The organism is Larkinella bovis (assembly GCF_042655385.1).
GTDB classification, from domain to species: domain Bacteria; phylum Bacteroidota; class Bacteroidia; order Cytophagales; family Spirosomataceae; genus Larkinella; species Larkinella bovis.
In genome coordinates this window covers 57,536-80,291 of the sequence record NZ_JBHSMA010000018.1, presented here as the reverse complement: position 1 = coordinate 80,291, position 22,756 = coordinate 57,536, and the positions used below count along the sequence as shown (strand labels likewise).

Below are 22,756 nucleotides of genomic sequence, written 5' to 3'. Positions count from 1 at the left end.
GACCTACGCAAAGAAAGGGACATCTTTGGGCGCATATTTCTTCATGCCTTCTTCGTTGATTTCAACGCCAATACCCGGTTTTTCGGAGAGCGGAATAAAACCGTCTTTGACCATCGGCCCGTCGAAGGTGACAATTTCCTTGAACATCGGGTCTTCGTGGAAATAAATCTGCCACTCCAGAATCATGAAGTTCGGGACCGACGCGCAGACGTGACTGGATGCCATGGCGCCCAGGTACGAGGCCACCATGTGCGGGGCAAACGGCACATAATAGAGGTTGGCAAGGTTGGCAATGCGTTGTCCTTCGCCCAGACCGCCGGCCTTCTGCAAATCCGGCATGATGATGTCTACCGCGCCGATTTCCAGCATCCGGCGAAAACCGTACGCCAGGTAATGGTTTTCACCCGCGCAGATGGGCGTGCTGGTCGATTCGGAAATGATTTTGTAGGCTTCCACGTTCTCGGCCGGAATCGGTTCTTCCAGGAACATCAGGTTCAGCGGTTCCATCATCTTGGCCACCCGTTTGCCGGTGGTCATGTCATACCGTCCGTGCATATCAACGCAAATATCGATTTTGGGTCCCACGGCTTTCCGCACGGCGGCAATCTGGTTGTACATCCGCTCCAGTTCGCCGGGGCTGGCCGTCCAGTTATAGCGGTCGTATTTATTCGGATCGTTCCATTCGTCGATGTCGTACTTCACCGCCGTAAAACCCATCTGAACGGCTTCCTTCGCGCTTTGGGCAAAATTGTTCGTGCTTTTGTCGGTATCACGGTAAGTGCCGGTATCACAGTACACCCGGATTCGGTCGCGGTATTTGCCGCCCAATAATTGGTAAACCGGCAAACCGAGGGCCTTGCCGACCAGATCCCACAAGCCGGTTTCGACGGCCGACAAAACGGCAATGTACATCCCGGCCTGCGCGCCTTCAAAAAAGCCGGAACGGCGAATGTCTTCGAATAAGCGGTTGACGTTCAGCGGGCTTTTGCCTTTGATGCGCTGGGCCATCATCTTGACCAGATGGTAGGTGCCGGGCGTGGCATCCACGGCTTCCCCGCAGCCCCAGATGCCCTGGTTGGTATGAATCTTGACGAACAGGCTGTGCCCGTTGCGGATGTAGCCGCACTTGATGTCGGTAATCTTGAGGTCGGAGGGCGCCGAGGACAAGGGCGCTCGTTCTACGGCGGTTTCTAAAGGGGCCCCGAAGCTGGAGGTGGCGGCAAAGACGCTGGCGATGGCGCTTTTGGTGAGGAAAGATCTGCGTGAGGTCATGAGATTGGAAGTTTGTCAGGTTATTACACAGGGTTAATCAGCGGATATCAGAGTTTATCGGAGGAGGCCCTGATTACCTCTGATTAACCCTGTGTAATAACTCATTACCACGTACGGGTTTTTAGATAATCCTGAATCTGTTCTTTCGGAACGGGTAACTCACTAATGTGCGCGTTGAGCCACTGTGAGAAATCTTTTTCAATCTCGGGCGACCAGCGGTTGTCGATCTGGCCGGGGGTATATTTCTGCTCGCGCAGCCGCTGGTGGCCAAACATATCCCGCAACCGCACGATTTCGGAGGTTTTGACCACCTTCTCGACCAGGTGCGGAGGAATGAAGGTAACGGCCCCGTCGCGGCCCAGCACCACATCGCCGGGCATCACCATCACTTTGCCGATGCGCGTCGGGCGGTTGATGCCGACCAGCGTGGTGTTCAGTTCGCCGTCGGGGTTGTTGAGGTGGTGGGAAGGGTGGTAGCTGCGGAAGTAGGACGTAAAACCGCCAATTTCTTTCAGGCCGGCGATGTCGCGGATAGCGCCTTCGTAGACAATGCCGTTGCCGGTTTTGGCGTAAATTGAATTGCCGAGGTTGTCGCCGATGGTCGGGCCGTCTTCGTGCATGCCAAACTGATCGACCACGTACACATCGCCTTTCGTCAGCATGTCGATGGGCCAGGCGTTCTGTGATTTCACGCGCCCGTCTTTTTCGTGGCCTTTTTTGTCAATGACCCGGTGTACGTCGGGCCGCCCGGGCATAAACGTTGCGGTCAGTGCCCGGCCTACCAATACACTGTCGGGGTTGATGGTCTGCCATCCTTCGGCGTACTGGTACTTGTAGTTCGAGCCTTTCATGGTAGCCCAGGCTTCTTCGTGGGTCACCAGTTTCATGCGTTTGAGAAGCGCATCCGGCACCTTGGGCCGTCCGTCGGGGAAGCGTTCACCCTTCCATTCGGGTGTCAGAAAGATCAATTCTTCGCGGGAAATCTGCTGCCCGAACGACACCGTCGCTAGGCCGAACAGGCAAACCGTCAGGGCTGGTAAAATGATCCATTTCATCATAGCATTCTGGAACCAGGAAAAGAGTTAGAATTGAAACGAAAGAAGGCAAATTCCGCTGACTTCTACCCGTTTGGCCACGGAATCACGCGATAAGCGCGACGGGGGTTACCGGAATTGCTGCGACGTGTCCACTTTGTTCGCTTGCGGACAGAAATTGTCCGGCAGCGTACACTTTCAAAAAAGTCAAAAATTTTTACTGTTGATTATCAGATACTTAATTTATTGGCATAGCAATTGGCATATAGAACGCAGAACAGTAACAACAACAAGAACAACATAACAACAAATACGAACAACCATGAAGGCATTAGTTGGTACCCTGATCTGCGCGGCTCTTCTGAGCGCCACCCTGGCAACGGCCACCCCGAACACACCCAAGTCTCGTTCATTCGAAACCAGTTCGTTTGTCACCAGGCAAAACAAAATCTGGGTGGCCGTTGAAAAATCATCATCAACACCAGTAACGGTTATTCTCCGTAACAAAGACAACCAGGTATTCTTCAAGCGCTTTATCGGCAAAGACGAAAGCAAGTTTGTCGCGAAACTGGATGTGAGCGCTTTGCTGGAAGGCGAATATGAACTGGAATTTGTCTCATCGGAAGGCAGCGTGAAGAAAATCGTCAACATCGGAAAACCGGTGGTTCAGGAGCCTATCCGCCTGATTTCGATGAAATAAAAGATTCTGTAGGATTAGTTTAGGTTAAGAAAGCACGGGAAAGCTACCTCCGAATCGGAAGTAGCTTTTTTTTGGTCTATGGTTTATTTTTGCGGATGGAACAGCCGCGTACGATTTATACCACTGCCTTTTTTCTTCTCTGCTTAAGTTCTTTTCTGTTCTTTGCCAGCTTCAATATGCTGATTCCCGAGTTACCCGGTTATCTGACCAGTCTGGGCGGAGCCGAATACAAAGGGTACCTAATCAGCCTCTTTACCTTAACCGCCGGATTGTCCCGCCCATTCAGTGGCCGGCTGACCGATACCATCGGACGCGTGCCGGTCATGGCGCTGGGTTCGGTAGTATGCTTCATCTGCGGTTTTCTGTATCCGCTGGTGGGGTCGGTCTGGTTCAATAGCATTGCCGCCCTGTTGCTGCTGCGGCTCGTACACGGTTTTTCGACCGGTTTCAAGCCGACCGGCACCTCGGCGTATGTGGCCGATATTGTGCCCGACGAACGTCGGGGTGAAGCCATGGGCGTTCTGGGTCTCAGTGGCAGCATCGGTATGGCGTTTGGGCCGGCCCTGGGTGCCTGGCTGACGGATTCGTTCGGCCTGAATCCGTTGTTTTACACCTCGTCGACGCTGGCACTTTTATCCATTGTTATTCTATTAAACATGAAGGAAACCCTGGCCGAACGCGTGCGGTTTCGCTGGAGTTTACTGAAAATTTCGCGCCGGGATGTGTTCGAACCGGCGGTTTTGGCACCTTCTCTGGTCACGTTTCTTAACTCGTTCAGTTTTGGCGCCGTTATCACGCTTGCTCCCGATTTTAGCCAGGCGTTACAGGTGGGTAACAAAGGGTTATTTTTTACGGTTTTTACGATCTCGTCGCTGGCGATCCGGTTTCTGGCGGGTAAAATTTCGGACCAGTACGGGCGTCGTCCGATTCTGTGCGTGGCTTCCCTGATCCTGACGGCGGCCATGCTTTTGCTGGCATTCAGCACCTCTCCGTTTTCATTTTTGCTGGCCGGCGTCGTCTTCGGCATTTCGATGGGGATGTATTCGCCGACGGCGCAGGCCTGGACGGTCGATCTCAGTCATGCCGGAAACCGGGGCCGGGCACTGGCTACGATGTACATTGCGCTGGAAGCCGGCATCGGCCTCGGGGCTTATCTGTCGGCTTTTCTTTACGGAAACAAAACCGACCGGTTTTCGCTGGCTTTTCTGGTCACTGCGGTTTTTTCCCTGATTTCCTTTCTGTATCTGGTCTATAAGCAAAAAAAATGAGAACAGCCTCAGGACCAATTTCTTCGAAAAACCATAAATTGAAATTGCGAGGCTGATAAACGATTTTTTTAGTTAGGCCTTGGCAATATTTTTTTTTCGGGGGGGCTGAACCGTTTGCGTAATTAACACGGGAAAAACGGGCTGGACAGATTTAACTTATTAAATATTTATATAAAAGTTTGTTAAATATCAGTACAAAAATGTCAAATAATGTGAACAAATAATATTCCGTATAATTTCATGAAAGAGAAATAGTTATCAAATTTTTTAAAAATTTAATTGGTGGGTCAAAACTTGGAAAAATATAAAAAACGTAAAAGAATTTCTCGAATTAACAAAAAAATGACGCTACCATTTGCATAAATTCAGCTAGAAAATTGATACTTTTGTTGTAGGCTTCAACAAAAGCCTACCGAAATTTTATTCTACCAAAACGTTTCAATTTGAAATTTTCGTTTTCTTTACACAAAAAACCAGTTTCAATTTAACCCTACAGTTAGTCTAATGAAAACACAATCTCCAACTCCAGCACCAGCTAAAGCAGCAGCTCCCAAGAAAAAGTCGGGCGGTCTGAATCCGGTGTTTGTCATTCCCATTTTGTTTATCATCGCCGTTTCCACGTACATGTTTGTGTTTGGCGATGCCAGTCACTTTCAAGGTGGAAATAACGAAAACCTTCCGATCGACGGCGATTATTTCGGGATCGTTTACAAAGGTGGTCCGATTGTACCGCTTTTGTTTACCTGTTTCTTAATTGTGCTGGTTTTCTCAATTGAGCGTTTTATTACGATCGGCCGTGCCAATGGCTCCGGTTCAATCGACGAGTTTGTTCGGAAAGTAAAAGGAATGCTCGACCGTAACGAAGTAGAAGCCGCTATCAAAGAATGCGACCGTCAGAAAGGGTCAGTCGGTAATGTGGTAAAAACCGCGCTGGTAAAATATCAGCAACTGAGAAATGATACAGAGCTGACGAAAGAGCAAAAACTGGTTGCGCTGCAAAAAGAAGTAGAAGAAGCAACAACGCTCGAATTGCCGATGTTGGAGAAAAACCTGACCATCATTGCAACCCTGGCTTCGGTATCAACGCTGGTTGCGCTGTTGGGTACGGTATTGGGGATGATCCGGGCCTTTAGCGAATTGGGTTCAACGGGTCAGCCGGATACGGCCGCTCTGTCAACGGGTATCTCTGAGGCCCTTGTAAACACAGCTTTGGGGATCGGTACGGCCGCTATCGCGACGATCATGTACAGCTATTTCACGAGCCGTATTGATGAGTTGACGTACAACATCGACGAAATCGGTTTGAGCATTCAGCAAAACTTTGCCGCACACAATTAATTGTAGCCGGTAACGTTTTTACATCACAAAAATTCATTAACTATGCCTATCGTTAAGCCCAAGCGGTCGCATCCTCACATGGATATGACGGCGATGTGTGATGTAGCCTTCCTTCTGCTGACCTTCTTTATTTTGACGGCGCAGATCCGCGTACAGGAGGCTGCTGAAATCAACCCGCCAACGTCTATCTCAGGTATTAAAGTGCCCGATACCGATATCATGACCATTAGCCTGGATAAAGACGGGAAAGTGTTCTTCGGTATCGATGGCCAGCCGAATCGGATTGCGATGCTTGAAAATATTGGCGAAGTGTACGGTATTTCATTCTCTGATCGGGAAAAGAAAGCATTCTCACTGTTGCCGAACTTCGGTCTGCCGATCAACCAGTTGAAGTCCTTCCTGTCGCTGAAATCGGACCAGCAGTCGCAAATCAAGCAGCCCGGTGTTCCGGTCGATTCGACGGCTAATTTGCAGACTAACCAGTTATCGCAATGGGTTTTCAATGCCCGCAAAGCGAATAACAAACTACGTATTGCTGTAAAAGGCGATAACCTGGCGAAGTTCCCGAACTTCAAGAACGTATTGAGTTCCCTGCAATCGCAGAACATCAATAAGTTCAACCTGATTACAGGTACGGAAGCTCCACCTGCCGGATGGACAAATGATTAATTAACCACAAAACTCACGCGATTCATCGCCTTAACAGTGTAAAAAGATGGCAGATATCGACACCGGTGGGGGTGGTGGTAAGAAAAAAGGTGGGAAAGTCCGAAGTAAAAAAAGTTCAACCCGGGTCGATATGACCCCCATGGTGGACTTGGGCTTTCTTCTCATTACGTTTTTCATTCTTGCCTCCACCTTGAGCAAACCGTCTTCGATGACACTAAACGTGCCTGACAAGACCCAACAAGAAGAAACGGAGCCCATCAAGGCCTCCAAGGTAATGACAATTTTCCTGGGGAAAGAAAACCAGATTCACTACATCTTCGGAAAAGCCGCCAACGAAGACCCGGAATTAAAAACGGTTCAGTTTGGGCAGGAAATCCGGAGTGCCTTGCAGGAAAACAAAGCGAAGATCGGAGAGAAAGATTTCGTCGTGGTCATTAAACCGACCAAAGAATCTACCTACAAAAACCTGGTGGATATGCTCGACGAGATGGCGATCACGAAGACGAAGCGCTACGCGTTGGTGGATCAGCTGACTCCGGATGAGAACAAGCTTATTGCCGACAAAATGAAGTAATGAACGGCCTCCAGCCAATTCAATGAATTAATCGCCATGGCAGAAGTAACGACCAACACGGGAACACTCGATGATATAGTGTTCGCCGATCGTAACAAGGCGTATGGTGCGTATGCATTACGGAAAAACTATTCCAAGACGATTTATCGCTCCCTGATTATCGGGTCCGCGCTATTTCTCCTGGCAATGGCTACCCCGACCATCATTTCGGTGCTGAAACCTGAAGAACAGGAGCAGGCCATGGTGGAAGTGGACCTGATGAAATTACCGCCACCGCCCATTGACCCGAATGAACCGCCACCGCCACCGCCACCGCCGGTAGAACTACCGAAAGTAAACACGGTGAAATTCCTTCCGCCGGAAGTAAAACCGGATGAGGAAGTACCCGAAGAAACTCCTCCGCCGACCGTTGAGGAATTGAAAGAAGCCGTTGCGGCCGAAAAAACGCAGGAAGGGGATCCCAATGCCGAAGAGGTGATTGTGGCTCCGGAAGAAACCGCCGGTCCGACGAAAGTCGAAGCGGCTGTGGAAGCGGCTCCGAAAGAAGAACAAATCTTTACTGTTGTTGAACAAAATCCGGAATTTCCGGGCGGGATGGCCGCTCTGGGCCAATTCCTGAGCAAGAACATTCGCTACCCACCCGCAGCGTCCCGGGCCAACGTATCCGGCCGGGTATTCGTAAGCTTCGTGGTGAATACCGATGGTTCCATTCAGGACGTACAAGTTCTGAAAGGCTTGGGTTTCGGTACGGATGAAGAGGCCATGCGCGTTGTAAAAGCCATGCCGAAATGGCGGCCTGGTAAACAGTCCGGTCGTCCGGTACGGGTTAAATACAACCTGCCGATCAACTTCCAGTTGGAGTAAGCTTGCGAATGAAACCAAAACCATCTGCGGATCTTATCAGTCGGTATTTAAACGTGCTGATGGGGTTATTATACCTGGGAGGGGGCATCTATCTGATTGCCTCCTCTCAGTCTTTTGGACTGTTGCCCACCGGGACCTTCCGCTATCTGTTAGCCGGTTTGCTAATCATCTATGGATTATTCAGGGCGTATCGGGGGGTACAACGTTTGTTTTAAGGATGAATACGCTGATTAAAATTGGACTTGGAGCTGGCCTGCTGAGCCTGGCTGCCTGTTCGTCCCCACCGCCGGATAATCCAAGTCACGGAACCATCAGCATAACGGCGGATGAATCCCTGGAGCCGATGGTCGAATCCATCTACAAGGCTTACGAAGGCGTTTATCCCAATACGAAATTTAACGTAACGTTTAAACCCGAACAGGAAGCCATTGCAACCATGCTGCGCGACAGCGCCCGGCTGGTGTTTTCGACGCGTGAACTGAATGCGGATGAAAAGGCGGTTTTGGCCAGAGAAAAGATCAAGTACAAATCGGAGTTCATCGCAACGGATGGCATAGCCCTGATCGTGGGTCGGCAAAACCCCGATAGTCTGATTACGGTGCCGGAATTGAACGACATTTTTCAGGGCCGCATCACCCGCTGGGAACAACTGAAGCGGGGCCGTCAAACCGGGCCAATTGTGCTGGTATTTGACAACAACAATTCCAGCAATCTGAGTTTTGCCATCAAGCAGTTTCAGGTCACGGACTTCAATAAACTCAAAATTTTCACGGTAAAATCGAACAAACAAGTCATTGAATATGTTCGTAAGAATCCAACGGCACTGGGCTTTATCGGTGTGAACTGGATTAGCGATGGTGACTCACCCCTGGCTGCGGAACTGTCAAAGAATCTGCGGGTTATGGGCGTATCCGATCAGTCAGATCCCGGTTCGATTGATGATTTTTTTCAACCATTTCAAAAGAATCTGGGTTTAAAGACATATCCCCTTCGACGGAACGTTTATGTGATTAGCCGGGAAGCCCATTCCGGTTTAGGAAGCGGGCTGATTAATTATATTGTTCGCGATGTGGGCGGGCTATTGATCGAAAAAAGTGGTTTATGGCCCGCAAAGCCGTATAATCGGGAGGTATTTCTGGAAAAGTATTGAAAAACTTTCGGTTCCCAGCGTAATTTTGTAATTTTGCATTTTGTTTTTTTAAGGTATAAACTATTTTTTCACCCATTCTCAACCTGAAATTGGCATGAATTTCAACAAGAAAGCTCTGTTTACAGTGGTGGCCGCCGGTTTGTTCGGTTCATTGCAAGCGGTTGCCCAAGATGCACAATCGGGAGTGAAGGATCTGGAAGCAGGCCGTTACAACAAGGCTATCCAAACATTTGAAGGTTTGGCAACCAGTGCACCTTCTGCCGATAACTTTTTCTATCTGGGTTACGCTCAGTTGAAAGCCGGAAATCCGGACGCTGCCAAACAAGCCTTTGACAAAGGGGTGGCTGCCGACCCTAAAAACCAACTGAACAACGTTGGCCTGGGTGCGGTTGCCCTGGCTAAGAAAGACGGCGCTACGGCAAAGACCTTAATCGATAACGCTTTAAAAGAAACTAAGAATAAGAATATCGACGTGCTGCTCCGCGCTGGTGAAGCCTACACGATGTTCCGCAAACCCGAAGAAGGGCTGAACAACCCGGCAGAAGCGATCCGGATTCTGACAATTGCCGACGAGCGGGATAAGAAAAACGAGAACGCCGAGATTGAAATGGCGTTGGGCGATGCCTATACACTGAAAAACGACGGTGGTAATGCGGTTTCAAAATACGAGAACGCGCTCACGATTCGCCCGAACAATGCCGAAGCCAAATACAAAATCGGTAATACGTTCCTGCGCGCTAAAAACTACCAGCAAGCGCAGAAGCACTACGAAGAAGCTATTGCGGCTGACCCGGACTTTGCACCAACGTATGAAGACCTGGCCGAAGCATTCTTTGGTTCGAGAGCCTATAAGAATGCCGCTAAAAACATGGATTTGTACATCCAGAAAAGCCAAACTACTAACGTAGACAAATTGCTGCGTTCGGCCCAGTTTGACTTCCTGGCTGGCGACTTCAACAAAGCCATTCAGAAGCTGGACCAACTGGAAGGAAAAGTGAAAAACCCGGTTATTCAGCGGATTCGTGGCTGGGCCTACTCAGGTTCGGGTAAATACGACGAAGCCATTCAGGCCCTGAACACCTTTATCCAGACCGCCCCGGATAAAGTAATCTACGATGATTACAAATACCTTGGCCGCGCGTATGCTCAGTTGGGAACACCGGAAGGCGACTCATTGGCCATTGTAAACCTGGAAAAAGCGGCTCCCCTGGACTCAACCGAAAACCTGTACCGGGAGATCGGGAAAACGCAGTATAGTGCTAAGAAATACGATAAGGCTGCCGATGCGTATAAAAAAGCAATTGCAGTTGATACCGCCAAGGCTACGACCAACGATTATTTCCAACTCGGGATGTCGAACTATCTGCTCGGAAGCCGGGTAGGACGGGACAGCACCATGATGATGGGCGGGGATACGGCCGCCATTCGTCAGGCGAAAGAGAAATTCTATGCAGCAGCCGATTCGGCATTTCTGAAAGTAAACCAGATTACGCCGGACTGGTCACCGGGTTATTACTTCCGGGCGTCGGCTAATTACTTCAGCGATACGAAAGGCGCAATGAGTACGGGCGCCCCCGTGCCGCTATACGAGAAATACCTGGAAGTTTCGGATAAGGAGATTGCTGCCGATGCCGCCAAGAAAGAATCGAACAAACGGTATATGATGACGGCGTATAAGTTCCTGTCCTCCTATTACGCGAACAAGAACGACGCGGTGAAGTCAAAAGAATATTTGACAAAAGCGGCTGAACTGGATCCGAACGACAAGGATGTGCAGAACGCCCTGAATCCGCCGGCACCACAACCGGCTGCCAAACAACAACCGGCCGCCAAACCAGCCCCGAAAAAACCGGCTGGGAAAGCTACCAAATAAACTTTTTCCCAATTTTGAGTAAAAAGAGGAACCCTTCTGAAGGGTTCCTCTTTTTGTTGGGAGAAACCTATTGATAAATACTTGTCCGGGAATATGATGTTTTCCTGACAACAAGTGTAATTTTGTGCGTAAACGTGCATGCACCTTGCAATATCCTATGCTCAATCTTGTACTATTTGGCCCACCGGGTGCCGGGAAAGGCACACAAAGTGAAAAAATAATTGCCCAATATAAATTGGTGCATTTATCAACGGGTGACCTGCTGCGATCCGAAATCCGGGCGGGAACCGAACTTGGTCTGCGGGCCAAAATGCTCATGGACCAGGGAATTCTGGTTCCCGATGAGGTGGTTATCGGCATGATTGAGAATAAGCTGAAAGAGAACCAGGCAGCGGCTGGCTTCATTTTTGATGGCTTTCCGCGGACGGTTCCGCAGGCGGAAGCGCTCGATCGGCTGCTGGCACAATACAACACCCGGATTACCGTGATGGTTGCGCTGGTCGTGAATGAAGAAGAGCTAACAAAACGGTTGCTGATTCGCGGGCAATCGTCGGGCCGTCCGGACGATCAGAACGAAGAGCTGATCCGCCGGCGGGTGAAGGAGTATAATGATAAAACGGCACCTGTTGCCAATTACTACGAATCGCAGGGGAAATTCAAAGCCGTCGATGGAATCGGGGGCATTGAGGAAATATTCCAGGCCATTTGTGAGAAAATCGAAACCGCCACGTCAAACGTTCAGGGGTAACCGGATGATTGTCAGGCCAAAACGGGTAGGATGGCTTCATCAAACTTTATAGATTACGTAAAAATAAATGTTCGATCAGGCGCCGGTGGCGCCGGATCGATGCATTTCCGGCGTGAAAAACACGTCGATAAAGGCGGTCCTGACGGGGGCGACGGCGGACGGGGCGGACATATTGTCCTGAAAGGCAGCGCGCAGCTCTGGACGTTATTACACCTGAAGTATCAGAAACACATTAAAGCCAAACCGGGTAAAGGCGGGGAAGGCGGCCGACGGACGGGGGCCGAAGGAGACGATGTCATTATTGAAGTTCCGCTCGGAACCATTGCCCGGCACGCGGAAACCGGTGAGCAGTTGGCCGAGATCACAGAAGACGGGGAAGAAATTATCCTGCTTCATGGCGGTCGGGGTGGTTTGGGAAACTCCCACTTCAAGTCTTCGACGCGGCAGGCACCGGACTATGCCCAACCCGGCGAACCGGGCCAGGAAGAGTGGGTCATTCTGGAATTAAAATTGCTGGCTGATGTAGGGCTGGTTGGCTTTCCGAATGCCGGTAAATCGACCTTGTTGTCGGTGGTATCGGCGGCCAGGCCCGAAATTGCCGACTATCCTTTTACAACCCTTGTACCCCAGTTGGGGGTCGTTGCTTACCGGGATTATAAATCGTTCGTGATGGCCGATATTCCGGGCATTATCGAAGGGGCGTCGCAGGGAAAAGGGCTGGGATTGCGGTTTTTGCGGCACATTGAACGAAATTCCATTTTACTGTTTCTGGTCCCGGCGACCAGTGAAGACTGCGGGGCCGAATACGAAACGTTGTTGAATGAGCTGCGGCAGTATAATCCGGAGTTGCTCGACAAACAGCGAATTGTGGCTGTTTCTAAGACGGATTTGATCGACGAAAAAGACTATAAAACGATTCGGAAACGTTTACCGGCCAATATTCCAACGGTTTTTATCTCTGCAATTCGGCAGGAAGGCTTAACAGACCTGAAAGATTTGATCTGGAAAGCACTGACCGAACCTGAAACAGACCTATAACCAATCCACAAGCGACCAACGCAATTGACTCAGTGGGACGCTCAGCTTATGAAGAACATTCGAATTTGTACAACGTTATTTTGCTTCTTCCTATTCTTACTTCCTGCCCGGGTGCTGGCGCAGCTCCAGATTACATTTCCCAAATCACGCATGGTTTTCCAGCGGAATGGCGGTAACGAAGCCAGCCTCTGGATTGGCGGTTTTTACTCGTTGCCCTTTAGCCGGATTCAGGTGCGCGTCGAACCCATGGATGGCGGCACGCTCGTTGACTGGACCACAATTCAGGAGAATCCGAAAGGAGGCGCTTTTGCGGGATCGGTCACGGTGAAAGGTGGCTGGTACCGGATCAAAGTGCGTGGTTTGCAGGGAGAACAATACATTGAAGGCGGTGGTGTTGAACGGATCGGGGTTGGGGAGGTTTTTGTCATTGCCGGCCAATCGAATGCCCAGGGATTTACAAATTACGGGGGGCCGGGCGCCAGCAGTGACCGCGTAAGCTGTGTCAACTTCGGCCTGGGCAATCTTGACTCACCGTTTGATCCCAATTTTCCCGATTTTTCGCACCTGGACGCGGGAAACCGGGTCTTCCCGCGTGGTTATTCGTCCTGGTGCTGGGGGCGGCTGGGGGATATGCTGGTCGCGCGGTTGGGCGTACCGGTTTTGTTCTTTAATGCCGCCTTCGAGGGGTCGTCTTCCAAAAACTGGCGGGAAAGCGCGGAGGGGATTCAGACTACCGAAGAATACACGAATACGGACAAATACGCCATTGGACAACCCTACGGCAACCTCAGGACGGCTTTGAACTATTATGTGCACGCGCTGGGGGTGCGGGCCATCCTCTGGCATCAGGGTGAAGCGGATAATATATTCAACCGATCGGTAGATGATTATGCTTACAATCTGTCGCGGATTATTAATAAAAGCCGGGAGCATAGTGGCAAAGACATTTCCTGGATGGTGTGTCGGGTGTCGTATGATGGAAGCTCGACCGATCCAAATGTTATCGCGGGGCAGGATAAGGTAATTCAGACAACCGGCAATGTATTTGCCGGGCCGAATACCGATGGCATTCAGATTCCACGATCCGGGGCCGGACAGCGGGATAATTTGGGCGTTCACTTTTTTGATAATGGCCTGATTCAGCTGGCTGATGCCTGGAATGCGAGTATGAATGATAATTTCTTTCAGAATTCGCGGCCCCTGTCACCCACCGGTGGCGCTACGATTACGGTCACCTGCGGACCAACCAATACCCTGTCGTTGAAGGTTGACGGTAATTTCAGTTCCATCAACTGGAATGCCGGTGGAAACACGCAAACCGTGACCGTAGGCAGTGGGCAGTATATGGCGACCGTAAAGGACGATCGGGGCAATACGCTTTTTACCGCTCCGTTTCAGGTCCCCAACCGCCCGACGATCACCCCCAACGGCCCCACCACCTTCTGCGAGGGCGGGAATGTTACCCTGAGTTCTTCGTACGACAATACGTTCTGGAGCAATAACGGAACTGGTAAAAATATTACCGTTTCGACGGCCGGGAACTACCGGGCGGTTTATCGTGATGTCGGTAACTGTGAGTTTAATTCGGATGAAGTAGCCGTGAAGGTCAACCCCCTGCCGGCTCCGGCGACCGTCCGGAATTTGGGTGAGGCCCGGTTTTGCGATCGGCTTTCCACCAGGCTCGAAGCCACCGATGCCTTGATTTACAACTGGAATACGGGCGAAAAAACGAAGCAGATCGAAGTGCGTAAGGGCGGAACCTACTCCCTGACCATAACCGATCAGAATGGCTGTACCTCCCGGGAGTCCAATCAGGTAGCCATTATAGTTGATCCGCTGCCCAACCGGCCGACCATCAGTGCGGGCGGCCCAACAACCTTTTGTGCCGATCAGAACGTCACCTTGACGTCCACGGCCGAAACCGGTTATACCTGGGAAAGCGGGCAAACGTCGCGGAGCATCACGATCAATCAGGCCGGTAATTACGTCGTCAGAACGCGGAATATCTACAACTGCTTGTCCGACCCTTCCAACACAATTACGATTAACGTCAATCCGTTGCCGGCTCCGCCAACCCTGACGGCCAGTGGCTCGACGACCTTCTGCGATGGCGGCCAGGTGACGCTGACGGCCAGCGGTTCGCTCAAAGCCTTCTGGAACGTGGGGGATTCGACCCAAAGTATTGTTGCGACCCGCTCGAATGTCTATACGGCCCGCGTCCGCGACGGCAACGGCTGTTACTCTCCGGCCTCGGCGGGGCTGACGGTCGATGTGAAACCGGTCCCTTCCGTGCCCATTGTTCAGCAAATCGGTACCTATACGCTGGAAGCGACCGGAACCCGGCAGGGAGATTATTACCAGTGGCAGCGCGACAACGCCGTCGTTGAGCTTCGGACGCCGATTATTAAAGCCAATCAGTCGGGCACCTACCGGGCGAAAGCCTTTCTGGCGTATGACAATGGACTCGTCTGCTCGTCCGATTTCTCGGCGGCCATTGCCTATACACTGATTACCGACAACGACGGCCTGAGCATCTACCCGAATCCCAGCCCGGACAAGGTGGTGATGATCGAAACGCTGGAGGATATTACGAATGTTACGCTTACGTTGTCGACGCTGAGCGGGCAGGTACTTTGGCGGACCACCGTATCGTCGTTTGCTGAACGGCAGCGATGGACCCTCTCGACCGTGCCGCCGGGGCATTACGTCCTGACGGTTCGATCGGCTACCTTTAAGGCTTCGAAACGGCTGATTCTTGGTTTATAAGCCTTTATAGCATGGATTGGCTCCGCGGAATCACATTCGCGGAGCCTTTTTGTTTTCCCGGAAAAAAGGGAAATCTTTGTTAGCGTAAGCGTATGCATCGGATGCACACCCCGTTCAACCCCTACAAGGATCAAAGTACCGAACCGATACGAGAGATTGAAGTGAGAACGATTACTTGTTAATACCGAATGAAATTCACCGTAATCACCCGAATGCTTGGCATCGCGGGACTGTTTCTTTTTGGACATTGGGCAACGGCCCAGATCAAGATAACGTATCCGGCCAGCCGGGCGGTTTTTCAGCGCGACCAGCGGGATAACAGCACGATTTATATTGCCGGAACCTACGCCCAGCCCATTACGAAAGTGGAGGCTCGTCTGGTCAAAATGAACGAAGGCCAGGGAATCGACACCGACTGGCAAACCATTCAGACCAATCCCAGGGGCGGTGTTTTTCAGGGACCGCTCAACGGCCGGGGCGGCTGGTATCGCCTGGAGGTCCGGGCCTGGGACGGTACGACCCTGGTCGGACAGGATAATGTGCTTCGAATTGGCATCGGAGAAGTGTTTATCATTACGGGCCAGTCAAACGCCCAGGGCTTTCAGCAGCAGGGGGCCGAAGGAGCTAAAGACGACCGGGTCAATTGCATCACCTACGACAACACCACCGCCAATTCCCTTGAAAATCCGCCTGCGCTCAGTTTTCGGCAGTTAGGCGCCGACGCGCTCGTTGGGCCCCGGGGGCAGAGTGCGTGGTGCTGGGGCTTGCTGGGCGACATGATCGTGGCCAAATACCGGGTTCCGGTTTTATTCATCAATACAGCCTGGGCCGGTACCGCCATTCATAACTGGACGGAAAGCTTTGACGGAAGAACGACCAAAAGCGTTTTTACGGGTCAGGACCTGCCCGCCGGGATGCCCTACGGAAACCTGCTGGTTTCGCTGCGGTATTTCAGCTCCTTGCAGGGCCTGAAGGCGGTTTTGTGGCAACAGGGCGAAACCGATAATCATTTGCGGATCCCACAGGAGCAATACCGGACCTCGATGCAATTGCTCATCAACAAAACCCGCGCTGATACCCGGCGGTATTCGTCGTGGATGCTGGCGCGTTCCTCCTATAATTTAGGCCGGTTTGACGGCGGCATTATTAACGCCCAGAATCAGGTGATTGGTACGTTTAACAACAACGTCTTTGCCGGACCGGAAACCGACCGGATTCAGATTCCGCGGTATGATCAGATGAATGGCGACGGTGGTACGCACTTCGGGGGCGACGGTTTACGGCAGTATGCCGAAGCCTGGTTTGCCAGCATGGACGAGCGGTTTTTCAGCGGCTCCATTCCGTTGCTGCCCTTGCCGACACCGGCCCTGACCGTGACCTGTGCTTCGACCAACCAGAGCATTAACCTGAGTTTGGAATCGGAGATACGGGACAAAGACAATACGGTTTTTCAGCTCAGCAACGTCACCTGGAGCAACGGACAAAAAGGTCGTACGCTGAACGTCACCGCCCCGGGAACCTACTACGCCATCGCCAAAGACGAAACCGGGACGACCTTTATTTCACCTTCGGTAACCATCACGGCTCCCCTGGTCCCGGCCACGCCCACCATTACGCAGGCCGGGACGCAGCAGGCCTGCGCGGATTCGACCTTCACGTTTTCGACCGATACGCCGGTTGCCAATAACATCATCTGGAGCACCAACATAACCGCGCGTCAATTGACCGTCGGAACAGCGGGTAGTTACACGGCGCGGGCGGTTAATCCGTATGGGTGTACATCGGCAGCTTCGGCCCCGGCCAGTCTGGTTATCCAGCCGAAACAGGCTCCGCCGGTGGTTGAGCAGCGCGGGCCGTTCTCCCTGCAGGCGTTTCCGCCCGAGGGAGCGGTGATCGCCCGGCGGCAATATGACTGGAGAACCGGTAATACGGCGGTAGGCGGCAATTCGGAGGTTATCAAAGTGACCCAGACCGGACAATATTCTGCCCGGTCGAAAACGACTTTTACACTTGGCAACAGTTCGATTGTTTGTAATTCGCTTTATTCCAACCCGGTCACGTACGTCGTGAATGAAAATGCAAGCGATGAAATTATCGCGTTTCCCAATCCATCGCCCGATGGGATTGTCCGGCTTGAAATGAAAGAGAATTTAAAAAATGCCAGCATAACTGTCTCGACCTTAAGCGGTCAGGTCGTTTACAAAACGCAGGTTGCGGTTTTTGATAACCAGCTGGCCATTAATTTATCTGCCCTTTCAATGGGGAACTATCTTATACAAATTAAGGCGGATGGGTACGAAGCGACCCGCCGGGTTTGGATAAAATAAGAACCGGATCAACACAAAGCGGGCCTTCCAGTTAGTTGGAAGGCCCGCTTTGTGTTGATAAATCCGTGGTTATGTGGTAAATTTGAAAGGTGATTTCGTGTTTGAAATATCGTTAACTTGCGTGCTTTCTATCGCTTTATATGAATACAACGTATTTGCCTTCTGATTACCTGCCGATTCTTATCCAATTGGGATTAGCACTGGGATTTATCGTGACGACCATGATTGTCACGCACAACATCGGTCCGAAACGGAACAGTCAGAAAAAAGATGCCGCCTTTGAGTGCGGAATTCCTTCGCAGGGTGATGCCCGGACGCCGATTTCCATTAAATACTTCCTGATTGCCATTCTCTTTGTCCTGTTCGACGTCGAAGTGATCTTTATGTATCCCTGGGCGGTGAATTTCAAAAACTTAGGCGTAGCCGGGTTTGTCCAAATGGCGCTGTTTATGAGTTTACTGCTGGCCGGTTTCTACTATATCCTGAAAAAAGGAGTTTTGAAGTGGGAGTAAACTGAAAAGCAGTAAAAAATGTTAATTTGTTGTTATCAACAACCAAAATGGCATGGCAAGTGATATTAAAATAGTGGAAGCGCCCGATAACTACAGTGGTGCTGGTTTTCAGGCGACTTCCTTTGATAAAATAATTGGATTGGCCCGGGCGAATTCGCTCTGGCCTTTGCCGTTTGCGACCTCGTGCTGCGGAATTGAGTTTATGTCGACCATGGCGTCGCGGTACGATATTGCCCGGTTTGGTGCCGAGCGCCCGAGTTTTTCGCCCCGTCAGGCCGATGTGCTGCTCGTGGCCGGTACCATCGCCAAGAAAATGGCGCCGGTTCTGAAACAGGTGTATCTGCAAATGGCCGAACCGCGCTGGGTGATTGCGATTGGTGCCTGTGCGTCGAGTGGCGGTATTTTCGATACCTACAGCGTTTTGCAGGGCATCGACCGCATTATTCCGGTGGATGTCTATGTGCCGGGTTGCCCCCCGCGTCCGGAGCAGATTCTGGATGGCCTGATGCAGGTGCAGGAACTGGCGCATAACGAATCCCTCCGCCGGCGGAATTCGCCCGAATACCAGCACTTGCTGGAGTCGTATAATATTCAATGATGGATGGTTTGAAGAACAAAATGATGGTAATGTTGCCGGGCCGAATCCGTAGAAAACCGTTCAACCCGGCACCAGCCAACCCTTAAGAAACAGTTAGTGATTCAAACCATCTGACAATTTGATTTCTTTTCATGACGAACGAAGAAGTTGCTAAAGATCTGATCCGCCAGTTTGGGGAAGACGTTTACGATTTTGATGACCCGTACGGAATGCTGACCCTGTCGACTACGCGGGAGCAGATTATTCCGATTATTCAGTACCTGCGGGATCATTCCCTGTATCAGATCAGTTTTTTGACGACGCTTTGTGGGATTCACTACCCCGATGATCCGAATCCGGAGCGGGAGTTTTGTGTCGTTTACCAGCTTCACAGCCTGATCAACAACTTCCGGATTCGTATCAAGGTTTTTCTGGCCGAAAACGATCTGCACATCCCGACCCTGACGACGCTGTATAACTCGGCGAACTGGATGGAGCGGGAAACCTACGATTTCTTCGGAATTATCTTCGATGGTCACCCCAATCTGAAGCGGATTCTGAACATGGAAGACATGGACTACTTCCCGATGCGGAAAGAGTATCCGCTCGAAGACCCAACCCGGGAAGACAAGATTGATGCACTTTTTGGGCGATGAGAAGGGAAGGAGCGGTTATCCTTATCCCTTCCATCCTTTACTCCCTGACATGACATGAGCACAGTACTCGACATATCGAATAAAAACGTACCCGGTAACGATTTGCCCGCTAAACCGGAAGGAAACGTTCAGTACGTTAATGAGTTAACCACCCTCAACCTCGGCCCCACGCACCCGGCAACCCACGGTATTTTCCAGAATATCCTGCAAATGGATGGTGAAAAAATCGTATCGGGTGAGCAGACGATTGGCTACATTCACCGGGCTTTCGAGAAAATTGCCGAACGACGTCCGTTCTACCAGATCACCACGCTGACCGACCGGATGAACTACTGTTCGTCGCCGATCAACAACTTCGGCTGGCATATGACCGTTGAGAAGCTGCTGGATATTACGGTTCCGAAGCGGGCGCAGTACATCCGGGTGATTATGATGGAACTAGCCCGGATTGCCGATCACCTGATCTGTAATGGAATTCTGGGCGTGGACACGGGCGCGTTTACCGGTTTTCTGTACCTGTTCGAAGAGCGTGAAAACATCTACGAAATTTACGAGGAGGTTTGCGGAGCTCGTCTGACGACCAACATGGGCCGAATTGGGGGGATGGAACGCGATTTGTCGCCGGAAGCAATCCGGAAAATCCGGGCGTTTATCAAGCGGTTTCCGCCCATCATGCGCGAGTTCGAAAAGCTGTTCAACCGCAACCGGATTTTCATGGACCGCGTCATCGATGTGGGCGGTATTTCGGCCGAGCGGGCATTGAGCTACGGTTTTACGGGTCCGAACCTACGGGCGGCCGGAGTCGATTATGACGTGCGGGTCATGAATCCGTATTCGTCGTATCAGGACTTTGAGTTCGATATTCCGGTGGGTAAAAGTGGGGATACCTACGACCGGTTTATGGTGCGGAACGAAGAAATCTGGCAGAGTCTGCGCATTATCGAACAGGCGATGGAAAACCTGCCGGAGGGGCCCTACTTTGCTGATGCGCCGGAGTATTACCTCCCGCCCAAAAAAGAAGTCTACCGGAATATGGAAGCGCTCATCTATCACTTCAAAATTGTGATGGGAGAGATCGATGCCCCGGTGGGCGAAGTGTATCACGCGGTGGAAGGCGGTAACGGTGAGTTAGGCTTTTACCTGATCAGCGACGGTGGCCGGGCGCCGTATCGTCTGCATTTCCGGCGGCCCTGTTTTATTTACTACCAGGCCTACCCCGAAATGTGCAAAGGCCTGACGCTCTCGGATGCGATTGTGATCATGAGTAGCATGAACGTGATCGCGGGCGAATTGGATTCATAAATATTCCCGCAAGGGAGAAAGGAGGGCATATGAAACCCGACTGGCAGGATTTGGTCAGTAGCTCCTATCCGGAAACGGTCAGCACAATCCGGAAAATGATTGAGCAGAACGAGTACGATGAGGCTATTGCCGGTCTCGATGAATTAGAGGAAAGTATGTCTAAGCATGAACAGCGGGCCGTGAAAAGCCAACTGACGCGCTTGATGGCGCATATTTTGAAATGGCGCTACCAACCAGACAAACGATCGACCAGCCAGGTGCGGAGTATTATTGGCGCCCGGATTGAAATTGAAGAAGCACAGGATGCGATGCCTTCTCTGAATGATGCTTTTATTGAAAGCGTTTGGCCGCGATGTTTTGATCATGCTATCACAATGGCTAAGGCCGAAATGAACCTGTCGCGTAAAGATAAATTTGAGCCTGCTCCGCTGACGTGGCAGGAAGTTTTTGAAGACGAATACCTGCTGTAAACCGATATGACGGAAACGCGAAATACCGTAGAATTTACCCCTGAGCGAGTGACCAAAGCGCAGGAAATCATTGCCCGCTACCCGGATGGCCGCCAGAAATCGGCGCTGTTGCCCCTGCTTCACCTGGCGCAGGAACAATGGGGCTGGCTGAGTCCGGAAGTGATGGATTACGTGGCCCGGATGCTGGATATTCAGGCGATTGAAGTTTACGAAGTGGCGACGTTTTATACGATGTTTCACCTCGATCCGGTTGGCAAACACGTCATCGAGTACTGCCGGACGGGGCCGTGCTGCCTGATGGGGGGCGAAGAAGTGTACGATTACCTGAAACAGAAACTCGGTATTCAGGCTGGCGAAACCACCGCCGATCAGAAGTTTACGCTGAAAGAAGTAGAATGCCTGGCCGCTTGCGGAATGGGGCCGGTTTTTCAGATCCGGGAGAAATACTACATGCATCTGACCAAAGAAAAGGTCGATAAGATCATTGAAGAACTGAGTCAATAGAAACTCGGAGAAGACAAACCTAAAATTCAAAACGCGAGACACGGATGGAAAGTAAGTTGAAAGATAGGCTCCGGCGGTTTTACCGGATGGTTAAATTCCGGATGAAGAACGCTCCGCTTGATTTTGAAGAAGAGACTTTGCCCTGGATTGATCGCTCGGATGCTGATATCGATGCGTTTGTCAAAAAATTTAAAACACCGAAAGATTTTCCCTACGATTTAGGTCAGTTGCTCCGCGACTGGCGCGATAAAGGGTATGTCATTCTGGAACAGGCCATTCCCGTTGAATGGATCGATGGGTTGTGGCAGGAAGTGGAAGAGGTTGTTGAAAACAATGAAAAATATTCGCTGAAATCCCTGGTCTATCAGTTTAACGACGGCAAGGAAACACCGATTAAAGACGTTCCTAAAGAAAGGTTGAAGGGCATTGGTTCGCGCTTGCTCGAATACCACAGCAGTTCGGTGGCGGCTAAAAAAGTGATGACGCACCCGCACATCGCGACCTTCCTGCAGGCGGTTTTTAACGAAAAAACGACGGTTTTTCAAAGTTTGATTTTCAAATACGGCAGCCAGCAGGCTACGCACCAGGATTTTCCGTGGGTGCGCTCCAAAATCGCCAGCCACCTGGCGGCTGCCTGGATTCCGCTCGAAGACGTCAGCCCTGATTCGGGACCACTGGTTTATTATCCCGGTTCGCATCGCCTGCCGAAGTTTGATTTTGGGACCGGTATTCTGTTCAGCGAACAGGATTCGTATTATACGCCCGACGATTTTTCGAAATACCTCGATAGCATTTGTGCCAAAAACGGTATTCAGAAAACCGTGTTGCTCCTGAAAAAAGGTGATGTGCTGTTCTGGCACGGCGCTTTGGCACACGGCGGTAGCCGGATCAATAAACCGGAGCTGACCCGGAAATCGTTCGTTTGTCACTATTCAACGCTGCGGTCGTATCCGAAACACCGCTTCGAAGAAGGTGATAAGTCAATTGAACAATTGCATAACGGAATTACTATTTACGCCAACCCGACCAACCTCGCTGAGGAAGACATCATGACGGGAGGCAAAGATTGGAAGTGATAATTTTGTGACTCACGATGAGGGTGAAAACCCGTTTT

Annotated in this window: 21 protein-coding genes; 19 read left to right on the top strand and 2 right to left on the bottom strand. The window is 51.1% G+C overall.

The window, feature by feature from the left end; translation table 11 throughout:
• Window positions 1-3 precede the first annotated feature (3 nt).
• Both ACFPMF_RS27200 and ACFPMF_RS27195 read right to left on the bottom strand, forming a co-directional pair.
• Window positions 4-1,272 carry a mandelate racemase/muconate lactonizing enzyme family protein gene (locus ACFPMF_RS27200; RefSeq protein ID WP_379851172.1) on the bottom strand — a complete coding sequence of 423 codons (1,269 nt, stop codon included), beginning with the start codon at window positions 1,270-1,272 and terminating at the stop codon, window positions 4-6.
• Between the two features lie 104 nt (window positions 1,273-1,376).
• Window positions 1,377-2,327, bottom strand: a complete 951-nt coding sequence (locus ACFPMF_RS27195) for an RraA family protein (RefSeq protein ID WP_379851202.1) — start codon at window positions 2,325-2,327, stop codon at window positions 1,377-1,379.
• A gap of 301 nt (window positions 2,328-2,628) precedes the next feature.
• Between ACFPMF_RS27195 and ACFPMF_RS27190 the strand changes: the two genes are divergently transcribed.
• The 19 genes from ACFPMF_RS27190 (at window position 2,629) to ACFPMF_RS27100 (ending at window position 22,718) form a co-directional block, all read left to right on the top strand.
• The gene (locus ACFPMF_RS27190) at window positions 2,629-3,006 is read left to right on the top strand and encodes a hypothetical protein (protein ID WP_379851169.1); all 378 of its coding nucleotides are present in this window, start codon (window positions 2,629-2,631) and stop codon (window positions 3,004-3,006) included.
• Window positions 3,007-3,101: 95 nt separating this feature from the next.
• Window positions 3,102-4,274, top strand: coding sequence for an MFS transporter (locus ACFPMF_RS27185; protein ID WP_379851167.1), 1,173 nt, complete (start codon window positions 3,102-3,104; stop codon window positions 4,272-4,274).
• Window positions 4,275-4,778: 504 nt separating this feature from the next.
• Entirely contained in the window at window positions 4,779-5,612 is an 834-nt protein-coding gene (locus ACFPMF_RS27180; RefSeq protein WP_379851165.1) for a MotA/TolQ/ExbB proton channel family protein, read from the top strand.
• 42 nt (window positions 5,613-5,654) lie between these two features.
• Window positions 5,655-6,281 (top strand): ExbD/TolR family protein, encoded by a 627-nt coding sequence (locus tag ACFPMF_RS27175; protein WP_379851163.1) that lies wholly within the window; start codon window positions 5,655-5,657, stop codon window positions 6,279-6,281.
• Window positions 6,282-6,327: 46 nt separating this feature from the next.
• Window positions 6,328-6,855, top strand: a complete 528-nt coding sequence (locus tag ACFPMF_RS27170; protein ID WP_379851161.1) for an ExbD/TolR family protein — start codon at window positions 6,328-6,330, stop codon at window positions 6,853-6,855.
• 36 nt (window positions 6,856-6,891) lie between these two features.
• Complete coding sequence (locus ACFPMF_RS27165; RefSeq protein WP_379851159.1) at window positions 6,892-7,719, top strand: energy transducer TonB; 828 nt, start codon at window positions 6,892-6,894, stop codon at window positions 7,717-7,719.
• 217 nt (window positions 7,720-7,936) lie between these two features.
• A complete protein-coding gene (locus ACFPMF_RS27160; RefSeq protein ID WP_379851157.1) occupies window positions 7,937-8,869 on the top strand; it encodes a PstS family phosphate ABC transporter substrate-binding protein in 933 nt (310 codons plus the stop codon).
• 94 nt (window positions 8,870-8,963) lie between these two features.
• Window positions 8,964-10,742, top strand: a complete 1,779-nt coding sequence (locus ACFPMF_RS27155; protein WP_379851155.1) for a tetratricopeptide repeat protein — start codon at window positions 8,964-8,966, stop codon at window positions 10,740-10,742.
• A gap of 157 nt (window positions 10,743-10,899) precedes the next feature.
• Window positions 10,900-11,490, top strand: coding sequence for an adenylate kinase (locus tag ACFPMF_RS27150; RefSeq protein ID WP_379851153.1), 591 nt, complete (start codon window positions 10,900-10,902; stop codon window positions 11,488-11,490).
• Between the two features lie 30 nt (window positions 11,491-11,520).
• The gene (gene obgE / locus ACFPMF_RS27145; protein WP_379851151.1) at window positions 11,521-12,528 is read left to right on the top strand and encodes a GTPase ObgE; all 1,008 of its coding nucleotides are present in this window, start codon (window positions 11,521-11,523) and stop codon (window positions 12,526-12,528) included.
• Between the two features lie 48 nt (window positions 12,529-12,576).
• Window positions 12,577-15,294 (top strand): T9SS type A sorting domain-containing protein, encoded by a 2,718-nt coding sequence (locus ACFPMF_RS27140; protein WP_379851149.1) that lies wholly within the window; start codon window positions 12,577-12,579, stop codon window positions 15,292-15,294.
• 188 nt (window positions 15,295-15,482) lie between these two features.
• The gene (locus ACFPMF_RS27135) at window positions 15,483-17,621 is read left to right on the top strand and encodes a T9SS type A sorting domain-containing protein (protein ID WP_379851147.1); all 2,139 of its coding nucleotides are present in this window, start codon (window positions 15,483-15,485) and stop codon (window positions 17,619-17,621) included.
• Between the two features lie 140 nt (window positions 17,622-17,761).
• Complete coding sequence (locus ACFPMF_RS27130) at window positions 17,762-18,133, top strand: NADH-quinone oxidoreductase subunit A (protein WP_379851145.1); 372 nt, start codon at window positions 17,762-17,764, stop codon at window positions 18,131-18,133.
• 52 nt (window positions 18,134-18,185) lie between these two features.
• Window positions 18,186-18,731, top strand: a complete 546-nt coding sequence (locus ACFPMF_RS27125; RefSeq protein WP_379851143.1) for an NADH-quinone oxidoreductase subunit B — start codon at window positions 18,186-18,188, stop codon at window positions 18,729-18,731.
• Window positions 18,732-18,862: 131 nt separating this feature from the next.
• Complete coding sequence (locus ACFPMF_RS27120; protein WP_379851141.1) at window positions 18,863-19,366, top strand: NADH-quinone oxidoreductase subunit C; 504 nt, start codon at window positions 18,863-18,865, stop codon at window positions 19,364-19,366.
• A gap of 54 nt (window positions 19,367-19,420) precedes the next feature.
• Window positions 19,421-20,668 carry an NADH dehydrogenase (quinone) subunit D gene (gene nuoD / locus ACFPMF_RS27115; RefSeq protein WP_379851139.1) on the top strand — a complete coding sequence of 416 codons (1,248 nt, stop codon included), beginning with the start codon at window positions 19,421-19,423 and terminating at the stop codon, window positions 20,666-20,668.
• A 29-nt stretch (window positions 20,669-20,697) separates the two neighbouring features.
• Entirely contained in the window at window positions 20,698-21,138 is a 441-nt protein-coding gene (locus ACFPMF_RS27110) for a DUF29 domain-containing protein (protein ID WP_379851137.1), read from the top strand.
• Between the two features lie 6 nt (window positions 21,139-21,144).
• Window positions 21,145-21,642: an NADH-quinone oxidoreductase subunit NuoE gene (gene nuoE, locus ACFPMF_RS27105; RefSeq protein WP_379851135.1), complete on the top strand. Its 498-nt coding sequence runs from the start codon at window positions 21,145-21,147 to the stop codon at window positions 21,640-21,642.
• Window positions 21,643-21,686: 44 nt separating this feature from the next.
• Complete coding sequence (locus ACFPMF_RS27100; RefSeq protein ID WP_379851133.1) at window positions 21,687-22,718, top strand: phytanoyl-CoA dioxygenase family protein; 1,032 nt, start codon at window positions 21,687-21,689, stop codon at window positions 22,716-22,718.
• Window positions 22,719-22,756: the final 38 nt, after the last annotated feature.